13 protein-coding genes are annotated in these 15,397 nt (G+C 73.2%); 7 read left to right on the top strand and 6 right to left on the bottom strand.

Translation table 11 applies throughout. The features are described 5' to 3' along the window. On the bottom strand, window positions 1–1,476 hold the full coding sequence (locus tag AB0D32_RS25000; RefSeq protein WP_357094911.1) for an MFS transporter: 1,476 nt from the start codon (window positions 1,474–1,476) through the stop codon (window positions 1–3). Between the two features lie 78 nt (window positions 1,477–1,554). Here AB0D32_RS25000 and AB0D32_RS24995 point away from each other — a divergent pair, with 78 nt between their 5' ends. The 3 genes from AB0D32_RS24995 to AB0D32_RS24985 all read left to right on the top strand — a co-directional run bounded on the left by AB0D32_RS24995 (window position 1,555) and on the right by AB0D32_RS24985 (window position 4,932). Then, window positions 1,555–1,989 (top strand): helix-turn-helix domain-containing protein, encoded by a 435-nt coding sequence (locus AB0D32_RS24995; protein WP_357094908.1) that lies wholly within the window; start codon window positions 1,555–1,557, stop codon window positions 1,987–1,989. 127 nt (window positions 1,990–2,116) lie between these two features. Continuing rightward, the gene (locus AB0D32_RS24990; protein WP_357094905.1) at window positions 2,117–2,662 is read left to right on the top strand and encodes a helix-turn-helix domain-containing protein; all 546 of its coding nucleotides are present in this window, start codon (window positions 2,117–2,119) and stop codon (window positions 2,660–2,662) included. Between the two features lie 38 nt (window positions 2,663–2,700). Continuing rightward, window positions 2,701–4,932, top strand: coding sequence for an MMPL family transporter (locus tag AB0D32_RS24985; RefSeq protein WP_357094901.1), 2,232 nt, complete (start codon window positions 2,701–2,703; stop codon window positions 4,930–4,932). A 108-nt stretch (window positions 4,933–5,040) separates the two neighbouring features. On the opposite strand, the gene AB0D32_RS24980 is transcribed toward AB0D32_RS24985, so the two are convergent. Then, window positions 5,041–6,297, bottom strand: a complete 1,257-nt coding sequence (locus AB0D32_RS24980; protein WP_357094898.1) for an erythromycin esterase family protein — start codon at window positions 6,295–6,297, stop codon at window positions 5,041–5,043. A 167-nt stretch (window positions 6,298–6,464) separates the two neighbouring features. On the opposite strand from AB0D32_RS24980, the gene AB0D32_RS24975 reads away from it, so the two are divergent. Continuing rightward, on the top strand, window positions 6,465–6,656 hold the full coding sequence (locus AB0D32_RS24975; protein ID WP_357094895.1) for a DUF2795 domain-containing protein: 192 nt from the start codon (window positions 6,465–6,467) through the stop codon (window positions 6,654–6,656). A gap of 3 nt (window positions 6,657–6,659) precedes the next feature. Here AB0D32_RS24975 and erm read toward each other — a convergent pair whose 3' ends face one another. Then, complete coding sequence (erm, locus tag AB0D32_RS24970; RefSeq protein ID WP_357094892.1) at window positions 6,660–7,457, bottom strand: ErmE/ErmH/ErmO/ErmR family 23S rRNA (adenine(2058)-N(6))-methyltransferase; 798 nt, start codon at window positions 7,455–7,457, stop codon at window positions 6,660–6,662. Window positions 7,458–8,107: 650 nt separating this feature from the next. Continuing rightward, window positions 8,108–9,013: a Gfo/Idh/MocA family oxidoreductase gene (locus AB0D32_RS24965; RefSeq protein ID WP_357095045.1), complete on the bottom strand. Its 906-nt coding sequence runs from the start codon at window positions 9,011–9,013 to the stop codon at window positions 8,108–8,110. A gap of 269 nt (window positions 9,014–9,282) precedes the next feature. Here AB0D32_RS24965 and AB0D32_RS24960 point away from each other — a divergent pair, with 269 nt between their 5' ends. Then, entirely contained in the window at window positions 9,283–9,678 is a 396-nt protein-coding gene (locus AB0D32_RS24960; protein WP_357094889.1) for a hypothetical protein, read from the top strand. Continuing rightward, a complete protein-coding gene (locus AB0D32_RS24955) occupies window positions 9,671–10,090 on the top strand; it encodes a hypothetical protein (protein WP_357094887.1) in 420 nt (139 codons plus the stop codon). Before AB0D32_RS24960 ends, AB0D32_RS24955 begins: the two co-directional genes overlap by 8 nt. 204 nt (window positions 10,091–10,294) lie before the next feature. On the opposite strand, the gene fabG is transcribed toward AB0D32_RS24955, so the two are convergent. Together fabG and AB0D32_RS24945 are read right to left on the bottom strand one after the other, a co-directional pair. Next, window positions 10,295–11,053: a 3-oxoacyl-ACP reductase FabG gene (fabG, locus tag AB0D32_RS24950; RefSeq protein WP_357094884.1), complete on the bottom strand. Its 759-nt coding sequence runs from the start codon at window positions 11,051–11,053 to the stop codon at window positions 10,295–10,297. Between the two features lie 152 nt (window positions 11,054–11,205). Continuing rightward, window positions 11,206–14,175, bottom strand: coding sequence for a S8 family serine peptidase (locus AB0D32_RS24945; protein WP_357094881.1), 2,970 nt, complete (start codon window positions 14,173–14,175; stop codon window positions 11,206–11,208). Between the two features lie 177 nt (window positions 14,176–14,352). Here AB0D32_RS24945 and AB0D32_RS24940 point away from each other — a divergent pair, with 177 nt between their 5' ends. Then, window positions 14,353–15,348 (top strand): hypothetical protein, encoded by a 996-nt coding sequence (locus AB0D32_RS24940; protein WP_357094879.1) that lies wholly within the window; start codon window positions 14,353–14,355, stop codon window positions 15,346–15,348. Window positions 15,349–15,397 lie beyond the last annotated feature (49 nt).

The raw sequence follows: 15,397 nt of genomic DNA, 5'->3' as shown, positions 1-15,397 counted from the left end.
TCATCCGCCGATTCCCGGCCGGCCGGGGCTCGTCTCCAAGCTCCGATCCCCTGCCGCTGGACTGGGCCGCCCTGCCGGTCGGCGGCGCAGGGTGGCCAGGGCGACGAGCAGGGCGGCCGTGACGAGGGCGGCGGCCACGAGGAACGCGGTCCGGTATCCGGCGGCGAGCGCGTCGGCCTCCATCCAGCCGGCGCCCCGCAGGTCCTCGGCCCGGCTGGCGGCCAGGGTGGCGAGCGCGGCCAGCCCGAGCGCGCCGCCGACCTGCTGGGTGGTGTTGACCAGCCCGGAGGCGAGCCCCGCGTCCGCCGGATCGGCGCCGGCCATCGCGAGGGTGGTCACCGCCGGCAGGGAGAGCCCACCGGCGACCCCGAAGACGAGCATCGCGGGAAGCACGTCGGCCAGGTAGCCGCCGTCGGCCGGGAGCCGGGCGAGCAGCAGGAACCCGAGCACGGCCAGCGTGAGCCCGGTGAGCAGCACCGGCCGGGCGCCGTACCGGGCGGTCAGCCGGCCGGCGAGGCCGAGCGAGACCACCGCGATCGCCACCGGCGTGGGCAGGAAGGCCAGCCCGGTGGCCGCCGCGTCGAGGCCCTGCACCAGCTGGAGTTCCAGCGCGAGCAGGAACTGGAAGCCGAAGAACGCGGCGACCATCAGGAACTGCACGACGTTGGCGGCGACCAGGTCGGGGGTACGCAGCACCCGTGGCGGCAGCAACGGGGTCGCCACCGCGCGCTGCCGCAGCGCGAACGCCGCGAGCAGGGCCGCCGCGAGCCCGGCGGCACCGAGCGTCCGGGCCGAGGCCCAGCCGTGCTCGGCGGTGCCCACGATCGCCAGGACGGCGAGCATCAGACCGGCGGTGACCAGCCCCGCGCCGAGCAGGTCGAGCCCGGCCCGCAGCCCGATGCCACGGTCGGCTTCGAGCAGGCGTACGGCGCCCAGCAGGATCCCCAGCCCGATCGGCAGGTTGATCCCGAAGATGGCGGGCCAACCGGCGAGGTCGGTGAGCACGCCCCCGGCCAGCATGCCGATCGACGAGCCGGCGGCACCGGTGAAGCTGAAGACGGCGATGGCCCGCGCCCGCTCGGCCGGGGCGGGGAAGAGCCGGACGATCATGCCGAGGCTGACCGCCATGGTGAGCGCCCCGCCCACGCCCTGGAGGAAGCGGGCCGCGACGAGCACCGCCGGACCGGTCGCGACCGCGCAGAGCAGCGAGGCCAGGGTGAACAGCGCGACACCGGCCAGGAAGACGGTACGGCGGCCGAGCAGGTCGCCGAGGCGCCCGGCGAGCAGCAGCAGCCCGCCGAACGCGACGAGGTAGGCGTTGACCACCCAGGCCAGGCCGGTGGCGGTGAAGCCGAGGTCCCGCTGGATGGCCGGCAGCGCCACGGCGACGATGCTGCCGTCCAGGATGATCATCAAGCTGCCGGCGCAGAGCAGGAGCAGCGCCGGCCAGCGGGACTCGACGGTACGGGTGGACATCGGAAGCCTCCTAGGTGCATGGTTTGTTACCGAGGTCATCCTCTGTGACCATGCGGCGGAGCGTAAGGAGGCACTTTCATGTCCCAGGGGAACAGCGATGTGACCATCGGCCGGGCACCGCAGGCGTGCGGGGCGGTCGACGAGCCCTTCACCCCCGGTCAGGCCAAGGCGTGCACGGTCCGCGAGGTGCTCGACCGGGTGGGCGGCAAGTGGAGCATCGGCATCCTCGTGGCCGCCTCCCAGGGGCCGGTCCGCTTCACGGAGCTGGAGCGCTGCGTGGAGGGGATCAGCCGCCGGATGCTCACCCTGACCCTGCGCAACCTGGAACGCGACGGGCTGCTGCACCGGACGGTCTACCCGACCGTCCCGCCGAAGGTCGAGTACACGGCCACGCCGATCGCGCTGGAGCTCTACGAGTCGCTGGTCGCCCTGACCAGCTGGGCGGAACGGCACCGGAGCGCGATCGCCGACGCCCGGGCCACGTACGACCGGGCGCACGGCACGGCCGACTGACGCGCCGACGGCCCCGGGCATCTCACCGGCGCGCTGGTAGCCGGCGTGTGGGGAACGCCACTGATCTGACCGATCGGTCAGTGTCTGACCGATCGGTCAGGCATCCTGGTCGGGGAGGTGGACCGGCATGGCGCGGATGGTTCCGGAGACGCACGACGAGATTCTCGCCGCGGCGACGCGACGCTTCGCGACGACCGGCTACCGGGGCACCTCTCTGCAGGACATCGCCCGCGAGGTGGGCTGCTCCAAGGCGACGGTGCTCTACCATTTCGCCAACAAGGAGGCCATCCTCACCAAGCTGATGGCCCCGGCGATCGGCGTCCTCCAGTCCCTCGACGAGAGGATCCGCGCGCACCGCGGCGCAGCCGCCCAGCGGGTCGCCGCCGAGGGCTTCGTCGACCTCGCGGTCCGGTTCCGGCGCGAGATCGCCCTGCTCCGGGGCGAGTTCCCGGAGCTGCTCCAGCAACCCGCCTTCGCGCACATCCAGCGGATCTCCGAGCGGCTGGTCGACGCGCTCGCCGGGCACCCGGACCGCCCCTCCGCCCGGATCACGGCGCTGGTGCTGCTCGCCGGCATCTCCGAGACCTGCGGGGAGTTCGTCGACGTACCCGACGAGGAGCTGCGCGCCGCCCTGCTGGCGCTGACCAGGCGGGCGCTGGAGCCCGTCGACTGACCCGTTTCCCACCATCCACGACCGAGGACAAGGAACTCATGGCCACCCTGCTCTACCGGCTCGGCCGGGGCTCGATGCGCCGGCGGCGACTCGTCGCGGCGCTCTGGCTCGTCGTACTCGTCGGTCTCGGCCTCGGTGCCGCGACCCTGCGCGGCCCGATAGCCGACAACTTCACCATGCCCGGCACGGAGTCGCAGCGCGCCCTGGACCTGCTCGCCGAGCAGTTCCCGGCGGCCAGCGGCGCGACCGGCACGATCGCGGTCAAGGCACCGGCCGACGGCGCGCTCGGCAGCCCGCAGGGGCAGGCCGTGGTGAAGGAACTCGCCCAGGAGGCCGCGACGCTGCCCGGCGTCGTCGGTGCCGTCGACCCGTTCCAGGTGGGGGCGGTCTCCCCCGACGGCCGGTACGCGCTGGTCCAGGTCCAGTTCGCCACCGGCGCCGACGAGGTGACCGACGCCCAGCGCGACGCGTACGAGAGGGTCGGCGAGCGGGCCGAGGCCCAGGGCTGGCAGGTCTCGCCCGGCGGCGAGGTGCTCAACAGCGTGCCGGAGGTGGGCTCCACCGAGGCGATCGGTGTCGCGGTCGCCGCGATCGTCCTGGTGGTCACGTTCGGCTCGCTGGTGGCGGCCGGGATGACCATGCTCAACGCGCTGATCGGCGTGGGCGTCGGCATGGCGGGCCTCTTCGCGATCAGCAGCGTGGTCGACCTGAGCAGCACCGCGCCGATCCTCGCCCTGATGCTCGGCCTCGCGGTCGGCATCGACTACTCGCTCTTCATCACCTCCCGCTACCGGCAGAACCTGATCGAGGGGTTGCCGCCGGACGAGGCGGTGGGCCGCGCCGTGGGCACCGCCGGGTCGGCCGTGGTCTTCGCCGGCGCCACCGTGGTCATCGCGCTGGCCGGACTGGCCGTGGTGAACATCCCGTTCCTGACCGTGATGGGTCTGGCCGCCGCCGCCACGGTCACCATCGCGGTACTGGTCGCGATCACGCTCCAGCCGGCCCTGCTCGGCTTCGCCGGCCGCCGGGTGCTCCCCCGCAAGCTGCGCTCGGCGCTGCCGGCCACGGACGGGGCGGACGGCACCGCCGACGCGAGCCGGGCGGACACCCCCGCCGGGCCCACCGTGGCGGCCGCCGAGGACCGGTCCGGCTTCGGGTTCCGCTGGGCGCACGCCGTCACCCGGTTCCGGGTGCCGGTGATCCTGGTCGGGCTGCTCGGGCTGGGCCTGCTCGCGCTGCCCGCGCCCGACATGCGGCTGGCGCTGCCCGACGCGAGCACCGCGCCGGCCGGTTCGCCGGCCCGGGAGTCGAACGACCTGATCACCGCGGGCTTCGGGCCGGGGTTCACCGGCCGCCTCGCGGTGGTGGTGGCCGGGGACACCCCGCAGGAGACCTCCGCCGCCGTCCCGCAGGTCACCGCGCTGATCCAGGGCACCGAGAACGTCCTCGCGGTGGCCCCGCCGCAGCTCAGCCCCGACGGCCGTACCGCGCTGCTCGGAGTGGTGCCGAAGACCGGCCCGACCGACGAGGCCACGGAGACGCTGGTCAACGACGTCCGGGCGGCGGTGGGCGAGTTCCGCGACGTCGACGTGCTGCTGACCGGGGCGACCGCCATCGGCATCGACGTCTCCGAGAAGCTCTCCGACGCCCTGCCGGTCTACCTGCTGCTGGTGGTCGGGCTCTCGGTGCTGCTGCTGATGCTCGTCTTCCGCTCGCTGCTGGTGCCGGTCAAGGCCGCACTGGGCTTCCTGCTCACCGTCGCCGCCACCTTCGGCATCACCGTGGCGGTGTTCCAGCAGGGTCACCTCGCCGACCTGGTCGGCCTGGACACGCCCGGCCCGCTGGTCAGCTTCCTGCCGATCCTGCTGATCGGCATCCTGTTCGGCCTGGCGATGGACTACGAGGTCTTCCTGGTCTCCCGGATGCGGGAGGACTTCGTGCACGGCGACACCGCGCAGCAGGCGACCATCAACGGGATGGGGCACGGCGCCCGGGTGGTGACCGCCGCCGCGCTGATCATGATCTCGGTGTTCGGCGGCTTCGTCTTCCTCGACGACCCGGTCATCAAGTCGATGGGCTTCGCGCTCGCCATCGGCGTCGCCATCGACGCGTTCGTGGTACGCATGACCATCGTGCCGGCGGTGATGTCGCTGCTCGGCCGCAGCGCCTGGTGGATCCCGCGCTGGTTGGACAAGATCCTGCCCAACGTCGACATCGAGGGCGAGGGCCTGCGCGCCCACCTGGACGACAAGGCGCCGGCCCGCACCTGACCCGACCGCACCTCGGCCGATCAACCAGTTGTGGTGCCCGCCCCACCGGCGAACCCGGCGGGAACGGGCACCACAACTGCGATCGACAGGCCTGCGGCGGCAGCGCGGTCAGACCCCGGCGGGGTAGGTCTCCATCTCGCCGGGGGTGGCCAGGGCTGGCAGCGGGTGCAGGGCGGTGGTCTCGTCGCACCACACGAAGGCGTCGTAGCGTTCCCCCAGCCGGGTCGGCACGTAGTTGCCCCACGACTCGAAGGACGGGTCGTAGACCACCCCGATCGCCCGGTGGTCGGCGGTCCCGGTGACCCAGCCGGGCTGGTCGTCGCCGCCGAAGACCAGCACGGCCCGCTCGGGCATCAACTCGTGCAGCCGGTGTTCGACCGAGCCGGGGCGGGCCGGCGGCACCAGCATCGCCTCGGCCGGCGAGCCCCAGCGGGGCGCGGCGATCACCGTGCCCCGGTAGCCGCCGAAGCCGACCAGGACCACCTCGTCGGCGCCGTGCCGTTCGCGGGCCAGCTGGCCGATGTTGACCATCCCGTCGGCGGCCATGTCGGTGGACCGGGCGTCGCCGACGTGCGTGTTGTGCGCCCAGACGATGCCCCGCGCACCCGGGCCGTAGCGCTCCAGCAGCCGGTCCAGGGTGTCCGTCATGTGGGTGTCCCGGATGTTCCACGACTCCGGCCCGCCGTGCACCATCGCCCGGTAGTAGCGCTCCGCGCCGGCCACCACCTCCGCGTTCTGCCAGGCCGAGAAGCTGTCCGGGCCGTCTGCGGCGGCCTGTTCCCGGGTACGCGCCAGCAGCCGCACGACCTCCTCCTCGCAGCGGGCGGAGACGAACCGGCTGGCCGCGCCGTACTCCTCGATCCGCTTGCCGTACGGCTCGAAGCAGCGGTACGCGTCCTGCGCCGCCTCCAGCGACGTCGGATCCTCCTCGCCGAGGTAGTCGAAGATCGCCTGCATGGACTCCCAGAGGCTGTAGACGTCCAGGCCGTGGAAGCCGGCCCGGGCGTCCTCCGGCCGTTCGACGTTCCACGCCCGCAGCCAGGCACAGAACCGGGCCACCTCGGCGTTCGCCCACATCCACGTCGGCCAGCGCTCGAAGCTCTCCAGCGCGGTACGCGGGTCGGCGGCCCCGCCCGGGGCGGCGGTCACCGAGCGGTGCACCCGGTCGCAGTCGGGCCAGTCCCCCTCCACCGCCACGAAGGAGAAGCCGCACTCGGCGATCAGCCGGCGGGTGAGCTGTTCACGCAGCCGGTAGTAGTCGTAGTTGCCGTGCGTCGCCTCGCCGATCATCACGATCCGGGCGTCCCGTACGCGCTCCAGCAACGGGTCGAAGTCGCTCGGCGCGCCGAGCCGCTGAACCAGCATGCGGGCGGCTACCCGGCGCGCCGCCGGGCAAACCGCCGACCGACGCCGGGCAAACGCCGAGCGTCGATCGGCGGGGCACGCCGGACGGCCCCGCTCCGCCGCGGGACGGTGTGCCGACGGACCGCGCGGGGCGGTGTGCCGGCGGGCTGAGCGGGTAGCCCGCCGGCATGACGGTCACGGGCGCGCAGTTGCAGGAGTACCTGGCCGGGCTCGACTACCCGGTCTCCCGGGAGGACCTCGTCCGCTGGGGGCAGGAGAACGGGGTCGGCACGGAGACGCTCCAGACGTTCCGGGCCCTGCCGGTGGAGGAGTTCGACTCCCCCGCCGAGCTGAACGAGGCCCTGAACACGTCCGACTGACCGTCAGCGGGCGTGCAGCAGCCGGAACAACACCAGCCACTGCTCGGGCCAGACGTGCCCGACCGGGGTGGCCGGGTCGAGCCGGGTCGCCCGCAGCACCGCCGACAGCCGCCCCCGCGGGTGGTGCCGGGCCAGCGAGGCCGCGAGCGAGCCGCCGACCCCGTCGAAGCCGATCTCCACCATCCGGCGGTACGCGGGCAGCGCCGACGCGGGCAGCAGCGGCTCCGGCCGGCGGTGGACCCGCAGGATGCCGGCGTCCACCCTCGGCACGGGGCGGAACGCGGTGCGGGGCACCCGCCCGGCGAGCCGCCAGCCGAACTCCGGCCAGGTCAGCACGGTCAGCCGGGTCCACCGGCCGTAGTCTCCGCTGCGCCGGCGGGCGTACTCCAACTGGGTGAGCAGGGTGGCCGTGCGCAGCGCGGGCGCGGCCAGGCACCAGCGCACCACGGCCGAGGTCAGCGACCAGGGGATGTTGCCGACCACGTCGAACTCCTCGCGCGGCGGCGCGACGGTCAGGAAGTCGGCCTGCCGGTGCGTCACGTTCGGCAGGGCCGCGCAGATCCTGGCCAGCTCGACGCCGGCGGCCGGGTCCACCTCGTACGCCGTCAGGTGCCGGCAGCGGGCGGCGAGCGCCCGGGTGAGCTGGCCCCGGCCGGCGCCCACCTCCAACAGGAGCCGGTCGGGACCGGGACGGGCGGCGTCGACCAGCCGGGCGATCGCGGCCGGATCGGCGAGGAAGTTCTGGGAGAGTACGCGACGGGACCGGTCGCGTTCGGTTGCTCGGTTACGGCGGGGCGCCACGTGTCGTCGTCCTGTCTGTCGCCGTGCGGCGACGGAGCGGACAGGCAGCCGCGAGCGGGGCCTGTCCGAGGGTGGTTCGGGGACTCGGACGGCCCTGTGCGTGACGCGGAACGCGGGATGGTCGGCGCACGGCGACCCGCCACGGCAGGGCGGACGACCGGGGTGGCGCCGGCGGGCGGCACTCAGCCCCGGGATGGCACCCGGATTCGTGGCGGGGGCGGCGCCGCGCCCGGGGATGCCGGTGCGGTGGCGCCGCGTGTGCGGTGCAGGGTCAGTCGCGGGTCGCGCCGGCCAGGGCCGGACGCCGGACTCGCGGGCGGGCCACCAGGAGCGGCCCGAGGGCGGCCGGCGTACCGACCTCCTCGATCACAGCGTGCGCGAACATGCGCCGACCCTAGCCACGCCCACCCCCGGAAGGCGACCGCTTTTCCGCCTCGACGGCGGCGCTGCACCCCGGACCGGCGCTCCACCTCGGCGGCAGCAGGTTCGCCGGGGCCTGGCCCTCGGTGCGGGCCCAGTGCGCGGATCGGTACGGGGCCCGATGCCGGGCCGGTGCGAGGCCCGGTGCGGGGGCTCGGTGCGAGGCTCGGTGCGAGGCTCGGTGCGAGGCCCGGTGCGGTGCGGGCCCGCCGTCCGGCGGGCCCTCCGACTCAGGACGGCAGGTCGACGGTGCGTCCCTCGACGCGGGCGGTCTCGGCGGCGGCGAGCACGGCGACCACCTCACGGCCGAAGCGCACGTCGCAGCGGTGGTCCCGGGTGCCCGACCCGATCTCCTCCAGCAACTGGTCGATCGCCACCCCGAACGCGGTCGCCGAGTCGCCCTCGCCCGCCGGTACGGTTTCGACGCCGTTCTCGCCGTAGAAGACGAACTCCCGGCTCACCGCCTCCGGCGGAGCGTCCAGGGTCAGCGAGACCGTGCTGGTCGCGCCCCCGTCGTGAGTGAGGAGCAGGTGGACGAGCCCGCGCGGCCCGTCCATCGCGGCGACACGGGCGACCCGGCCGAGCACCGGCAGGATGAGCGACAGGGCGTGCGGGCCGATGTCCCACAGCCCGCCGTGCTCCCGGCGCCACGGCGAGGCCCCGTACGGGCTGCCGGGCTGAAAGATGGACCCGAACCGGATCGCCTTGGCGGTGTGCCAACCGCCGGCGGCAGCCGTCGAGGCGAGGAAAGCGGCGACGTCCGGCTGGTAGCGGCCGGTGAAGAAGACCACCGAGGCGACGCCCGCGGCCTGCGCTGCGTCGACCACCCGATCGGCGTCGGCGACGGTCAACGCGAGCGGCTTGTCCAGCAGCAGGTGCCGACCGGCGGTGGCCGCACGGACCGCGATGTCGGCCTGGACGTCCGGCGGAAGGGCCACGGCGACCGCGTCGCAGGCCTCGACGAGCGCGTCGACGTCGTCGAACGCCGGCACCCCGTAGCGCTCGGCCAGGGCGGCAGCCTTGCGCGGGTCCCGGCCCCACACGCCGGCGAACGCGACCTCCGGGTGCGCGTGCAGCGCCGCCCCGTGCGTCTCCGCCGCCCAGTGACCGGTGCCGAACAACCCGAACCGCACCACGAGGAACCCCCCACCGTCGTCGACACGCCACGGCACCCGCGGCCCCGGTCCACGCTAGTCGCCCGCTACCGTGCCCGCCCGGACGACCCGTTGGACGCCGGCCGCACAGACGGCCGGGAGCCGACCGTCGGGGCGGCGGGTGGGGGCCGGGAGCCGACTGCGGGGGCGGCGGGTGGCCGGGAGCCGACTGGCGGGGCGGCGGGTGGCGGGGTGTACTACGCGGGTTAGTAGGCTGTGCCGGTGACCGAACCGCGCCCCGGGTGGCCCCGATGACCAGCGCAGCCACGGCGGGTTCGCCGGTGGACGGGCTCCTCGCGACCGCCTCGATCGTGTTGTCGCTCCTCGTCGCCGTCTGGGCGCTGGTCGCCACGCTGCGGCACCGCGCGCCGGACCGGGTGCAGTTCGCCGGCCTGGCCGCACTGGAGGTGGCGCTGCTCGCGTTGACGGTGGTGGCGTTGGTCGCCCTCGGCGGGGGCGAGCGTCCGGGCGAGCCGGGGGCCTTCTTCGGATACCTGGCGACGCTGGTCTGTCTGCCGCCGCTGGCCTGGGTGCTGGCCCGGATGGAGCCGACGCGCTGGGGCTCGGCGATCGTCTGCGCGGTCTGTCTGGTCACGCCGGTGGTCGTCGTACGGCTCCAGCAGACCTGGGAGGTGCTGGGTGGCTGACGTACGCGCCCCCGAACGGAAGCGGACCAACGCCGGCCCGGGGCGACTGCTGATCGCGGTGTACCTGCTCTTCGCGATCGCCGCGACGAGCCGCGCCGGCCTCCAGATCGCCACGAAGTTCGACGAGGCGCCCGTGGCGTACCTCCTCTCGGCGCTCGCCGCCGTCATCTACATCGTCGCGGCGGTGGGGCTGGCCCGCGCGGGCGCCGCCGGTCGGCGCGTCGCCCTGGCGTGCTGCGCCGTGGAGCTGGGCGGCGTGCTCGGCGTCGGGGTCCTCAGCCTCGTCGACCCGGAACTCTTCCCGGACGAGACGGTCTGGTCGCAGTTCGGCAGCGGGTACGGCTACATCCCGCTGGTCCTGCCGGTACTCGGCCTGCTCTGGCTCTGGCGCACCCGCCCACCCCGAACCTGACCCACCCCACCCCCACCCTCACGCCCCATCCTCCCCCGCCCCCGCGCTCCCCTCCCCCACCGCCCCAGCCTCGTCGATCTTGCAGTTTCGTACCCCGCGAAGCCGACAAAACCGGCAAAGATGGGGCCATAACTGCAAGATCGACGAGGCTGGGGCGGGGAGGGCGGGCAGCGGCGGGCGGGGCGGGGAGGGTGGGGGCGGGGGTCAGGACCTGGGGCCGCCGGCTACGTAGATGACCTGGCCGGAGACGAAGGAGGCGCCCTCGCTGGCCAGGAACGAGACGGTGTGCGCGATGTCCTCGGGCCGGCCGACCCGGCGTACCGCGGTCTCCGACTCGGCGTGCTTCTGGAGCGCCTCGAAGTCGACCTTCATGCGGGCGGCGGTGGCGGCGGTCATGTCGGTGACGATGAAGCCGGGCGCGACCGCGTTGACGGTCACCCCGAACGGGCCCAGCTCGATGGCGAGGGTCTTGGTGAAGCCCTGGAGGCCGGCCTTCGCCGCCGAGTAGTTCGCCTGGCCCCGGTTGCCCAACGCCGAGGTGCTGGAGAGGTTGACGATCCGACCCCACTTCTGCTCGACCATGTGCTTCTGGGCGGCCTGGCTGAACAGGAACGCGCCGCGCAGGTGCACGCCCATGACCGTGTCCCAGTCGGCGTCGGTCATCTTGAACAGCAGGTTGTCGCGGAGCACGCCGGCGTTGTTGACCAGCACCGTCGGGGCACCCAGTTCGGCGGCGACCCGTTGGACGGCCGCCTCGACCTGGGCCCGGTCGGACACGTCGGCGCCGACGCCGAGCGCCCGGCCGCCGGCTGCGACGATGGCGTCCGCGGTCTCCTTGGTCGCCGACTCCTCGATGTCGACCACGGCGACCGCAAGGCCGTCGGCCGCGAGCCGGCGGGCGGTGGCCGCCCCGATCCCCCGCGCCGCCCCCGTGACGATGGCGACCCGCTGCTCCTCCGACATGCCTACCTCCCGGTAACTTGCGCTCGATCGAAGGAGCTTAACCCAGTCGTACGCCGTGCCGGCCGGACGCGGGCGGCCGGAACCGGTCGGTGACGACATGGCGGCGGGGCCGGACATCCCTTGTCCGGCCCCGCCATCCGTACGGTGTCAGGTCAGTTGACGCTCACGACGGTGCCGGCACCGTTCGGGTACTCGATGTAGCCCGTGTGCAGCCCGGCGGGCACTCCCGACCAGGTGGCCGTGAGCGTCAGCGGGGTGCCCGGGGTGACCTTGGGCTTCCCGGGGGTCACGGCCAGCTCGCCGACGCCACCGTTGCCGGTGACCAGGTTCGCCTTCACCTTGAAGGACGTTTCCGTGTCCGACAGGGTGACGATCGTCATCTGGTACAGGCCGGGTTCCGGCCTCGCAAAGGTGAGGCGCACGTCGTTGGCCAACACGGTCCAGTCGTGGAAGACCAGACTGCCGTTCACCACCCGGAAGACGATCATGCCGATCTCCGCCTGAGGGTTGTCCGCGCGTGCGGTGAACTCGACGGCCTTGGTGTCCTTGGGCACCGTGACCGGGAAGTCCTTGCCCCAGATGTCGCTGACGCTCGCCGTGCCGGACGTCGACGGCCCCGACACCATGCCGTAGGTCTTGATCGGGAACTTCTTGAGCGCCGGGGTCACCTCGAAGGACGCCGAGCCGGCCGTACCGGCGCCCCGGACCTCAGTCGGTGCGAGCACGCTCTGCGGGGTCACCACGATCGGGCTGCGTACGGCGGTGCCGCCACCCGTCCAGGTCAGGGAACCGATGGTCGGTACGCCGGCAGGAGCCGTCCTGAGCTCCATGGTGACGGTGAACTCCCTGGTCTCCCCCGCCTTCTTGAAGTTCAGGGTGGAGGGGCTCACCTTGACCTTCAACCCGGGCAGGTCGACCTTGGCGTGGTACACGCCGGGGGTGACGGCGGTGACCTTGCGGGTGACCGTCCGGGTGCCGAAGAGCTTGCCGACGCCGATGGACGGGTAGTTCAGGTCGCTGCCCTGGATCAGCTTGACCCCGGAACCGGTCCGGACGCCCAGCCCTTCCAGGTAGCCCAGCCAGTCCTGCTCCGACGCGTCGTAGACCAGGCCGGGGTTGAGCATCCGGGCCGGGTCGACGTGGCCCGCGCCCTGGGCGAAGACGTCGCTGCTCGGCGTTCCGGTGGCGGTCTTGGTGTCGAACGTGGTGGTCATCATCGCGGACTTGACCCGCGCCGGCGACCAGTCCGGGTACTTGGCGAGGTAGAGCGCGGCCAGACCGGCGATGTGCGGCGCGGCCATCGAGGTGCCGGAGTAGAAGTCGAAGTTCTTCCCCTCCGCACCCGGCGGGGCCACCGCCGCGAGGATCGCGACGCCGGGAGCCGCGATGTCCGGCTTCAGGAGGTCCGAGTGGCGCTCCGAGGGACCACGCGAGGAGAACGCCGCCACCTGTGGGTACGGCATGCTCGGGCCGGTCGGCAGCAGGGTCACCTGCGCCCCCGCGGTCGCCGCGTAGTCCAGCACGGCCTGCGTGTCGGGCGAGTTGATGTGCACGGTCGGCACGCTGTGCAGGTCCCCGCTGAGGTCCTGGTCGGTCGGGTTGGCCAGCACCATCCCGACGCCGCCGGCCCGCGCGACCTCCGCGGACTTGATCGGCCGCGCGATGACGCCACGGAGGCAGACGACGACCTTGCCGGCGACCTTGGACGGGTCGAGGCTTCCGGCCATGCAGTTGTCGGCGTCGGTGTCGGTGACGTTGGCGGCCTTCGCCGCCTGGGAGGCGATCAGCGGCTTGGGTCCGAACGCCGCCGCGACCGTCGTGCTGGTGCCGTTGAAGCGGGCGCCGTTGCCCAGTTCCACGCTGGCCGGGTACGGAGCGACCGTGCTGGCGCCGACCGTCACGTTCCACGGCGCGGTGTTGTCCATCGTCGACGCGTCCGGACCGGAGTTGCCGGCGGACGCGGAGACGAAGATGCCCGCCGCCGCCGCGTTGAGGAAGGCGAGCTGGGTCGGGTCGTTGGGCCACGATTCGCGCCCGCTGCCCACCGAGTAGTTGATGACATCGACGCCGTCGGCGACGGCCTGGTCGATGGCGGCGATGATGTCCGACGTGTGCCCGCCGGTCGTCTGGTCGGTGGTCCCCTGCCAGAGCGCCTTGTAGACCGCGATTGCCGCACCCGGCGCGACTCCGGAGATCTCCCCGAAGCTGACACCTCGCTCGGTGACCGGGACCCCGGTGTTCCCGGCCGCCGTGCCTGCGGTGTGCGTCCCGTGCCCCTGCGCGTCCCGGGGAGAGACGTAGTCCTTGCGCTTCTCCGCGGGGACGGACCTCATCCAGGAGTCCCCGAAGTACCGGGCGCTGATGACCTTCTCGTTGCAGAGGGTCGCGGCGAACTGCTCGCCGGTCTGGCAGGTGCCGGTGAACGTGCCACCGTCGGCCTTGTGCATGACGGTGGTCGCGCCCTGCCGGTACGGCCGGTACGGGTCGGCCGCCGTGGGCGCGGTCGCGCCGAGCGCCGGCGCGGTGAACGACGCGCTCTCCGGCCAGACCCCGGTGTCGATCACACCGACGACGACGCCCTTGCCGGCGTTGGCCGTGCCGCCGAGCGTGGACCATACGCCCTTGCGGCCGGAGAGGCCGAGGTAGTCCACGGAGTTGCGGTCGTCGGTGGTCTTGTGCAGCCGGTCCGGCACCACGGAGACCACGCCACCGGTGATCAGCAGCTTCATCGCCTGTGCCCGGGTCAGTTCCGCGACGAAGCTGTTCGAGGCCACGGAGTTGCTCTTGAGCGCCTCGGCGCCCACGCTGCGCGCCACCTTGTCGTGCTTGCCCTTCAGGTGGCTGCGGTAGCGCTGGGCGTTGGCGGCGCCCACGTCCACCTTCCTGCCCTTGGCGGGCTTGGTGCCGGCGATCCCGGCGACCCCGCCCTCGTAGGTCGCCAGCGGCTTGTCGGCCAGGGTGACGATGTAGGTGCCGCTGCCGCCGGCGTCGGCGGGCAGGGCGCTCGGCGACGCCGGAGGCGTCGGCTGGGCGGATGCCTGGACCGGGCTGATCGTGATCGCCAGGGCCGCGGCGGCGATCGCCGCACCATAGCGGGAGGTTTGTCGGATCCTACGGGCCATTGCTCCTCTTTGGGGGCTGGAGACGGAGAGAGCCTGTCCACGCCGGCAGATCGCCAGGTGGGATGGTGAGTAGTGAACGTCCTCAGCCCGAAAGAAGTCGAGATATCTTCATGACGTCTTCGGCCACGTGGCGAATCGCGCCACGTGCCGGCGACATGGTCACGGGGCAGGTGGGATGTGCGCAACGAACCGGTGCTGGGTGCGCTCGGTATCAGCGACTTCGATGAACAGGTCTACCGTCTCCTGCTGGTCCGGCCCGACCAACCACTGTCGGAGAGCGCCGTTGCCCTGGGCGTCACCACCGCCCGGGTACGCAACGCTGTCGCCAGACTGAGCACGCTCGGCCTGCTGAGACGGACAGCGCCCGGCAGATTCGAGGCCACGGGGCCGCAGGCGGCACTCACGGCGCTCGTCGCCCGGCGGCGGCTGGAGACGGAAGCGGCGCTGGACGGCGTACAGACCGCCGTCGCGGACTTCACCCAACTGTTCCAGACAGCCCGACTCCGCGATCCGGGTCGTTGGGTCGAGGTGCTGTCGGGCTGGGAGACGGTCGACCGCCGGATGGACGAACTCACCATGTCCGTACGCACCCACCTGTGGGTGCTCGACCGCCCGCCCTACATGAAGCACGTGCACGGCACCCCGGACACCAACGAGGTGGAGATCGCGGAAACCGAGGACCTGATCGCCAGGGGGGTGGACATCCGCACCGTCTACTGTCCTGAGTCCATGGGGCGCCCCGGCCGCTTCGAGGTGTTGAGCAGGCTCGTCGAGGCGGGCGAGCAGGCCCGGATGCTCCCCAGCCTGCCGTTCAAACTACGGATCATGGACCTGCGGGTGGCCGCGATCTCGCTCACCGGTGGGGGCTACGACAACCTCGCGCTGATCCACCCCTCGGGGCTGCTCGACGCGCTGATCGAGTTGTTCCAGGCCTACTGGGGTCGGGCCACGCCGCTCGGTGGCACCCGCCCGCCGGCCGACGACAAGCCGAGCGACGAGGACCTGCTGCTGCTCCAGATGCTCAGGGCCGGGCTCAAGGACGAGGTCATCGCCCGCCAGTTGGGGGTCAGCGCCCGCACCGCCACCCGCCGGATCGCCGCCGTCATCGAGCGGCTGGGCGCCACCACCCGGTTCCAGGCCGGCGTCGAGGCGTCCGCGCGCGGCTGGCTCTGACCGCCCGTGGCCCGGCGTCCGCAGGGCCCCTGCGGACGGCGACGAGCCG

It is taken from the genome of Micromonospora sp. NPDC048170 (assembly GCF_040652795.1).
In the GTDB taxonomy this organism is placed as follows: Bacteria; Actinomycetota; Actinomycetes; order Mycobacteriales; family Micromonosporaceae; genus Micromonospora.
The sequence above is the reverse complement of the archived record's forward strand: the minus strand, read 5'-3'. Positions and strand labels throughout refer to the sequence as shown.

Bases quoted from the DNA above. Each gene is read 5' to 3' on its own strand.
- AB0D32_RS25000 (WP_357094911.1), bottom strand. From the start codon at position 1,476: ATGTCCACCCGTACCGTCGAGTCCCGCTGGCCGGCGCTGCTCCTGCTC.
- AB0D32_RS24995 (WP_357094908.1), top strand. From the start codon at position 1,555: ATGTCCCAGGGGAACAGCGATGTGACCATCGGCCGGGCACCGCAGGCG.
- AB0D32_RS24990 (WP_357094905.1), top strand. From the start codon at position 2,117: ATGGCGCGGATGGTTCCGGAGACGCACGACGAGATTCTCGCCGCGGCG.
- AB0D32_RS24985 (WP_357094901.1), top strand. From the start codon at position 2,701: ATGGCCACCCTGCTCTACCGGCTCGGCCGGGGCTCGATGCGCCGGCGG.
- AB0D32_RS24980 (WP_357094898.1), bottom strand. From the start codon at position 6,297: ATGCTGGTTCAGCGGCTCGGCGCGCCGAGCGACTTCGACCCGTTGCTG.
- AB0D32_RS24975 (WP_357094895.1), top strand. From the start codon at position 6,465: ATGACGGTCACGGGCGCGCAGTTGCAGGAGTACCTGGCCGGGCTCGAC.
- AB0D32_RS24960 (WP_357094889.1), top strand. From the start codon at position 9,283: ATGACCAGCGCAGCCACGGCGGGTTCGCCGGTGGACGGGCTCCTCGCG.
- fabG (WP_357094884.1), bottom strand. From the start codon at position 11,053: ATGTCGGAGGAGCAGCGGGTCGCCATCGTCACGGGGGCGGCGCGGGGG.
- AB0D32_RS24945 (WP_357094881.1), bottom strand. From the start codon at position 14,175: ATGGCCCGTAGGATCCGACAAACCTCCCGCTATGGTGCGGCGATCGCC.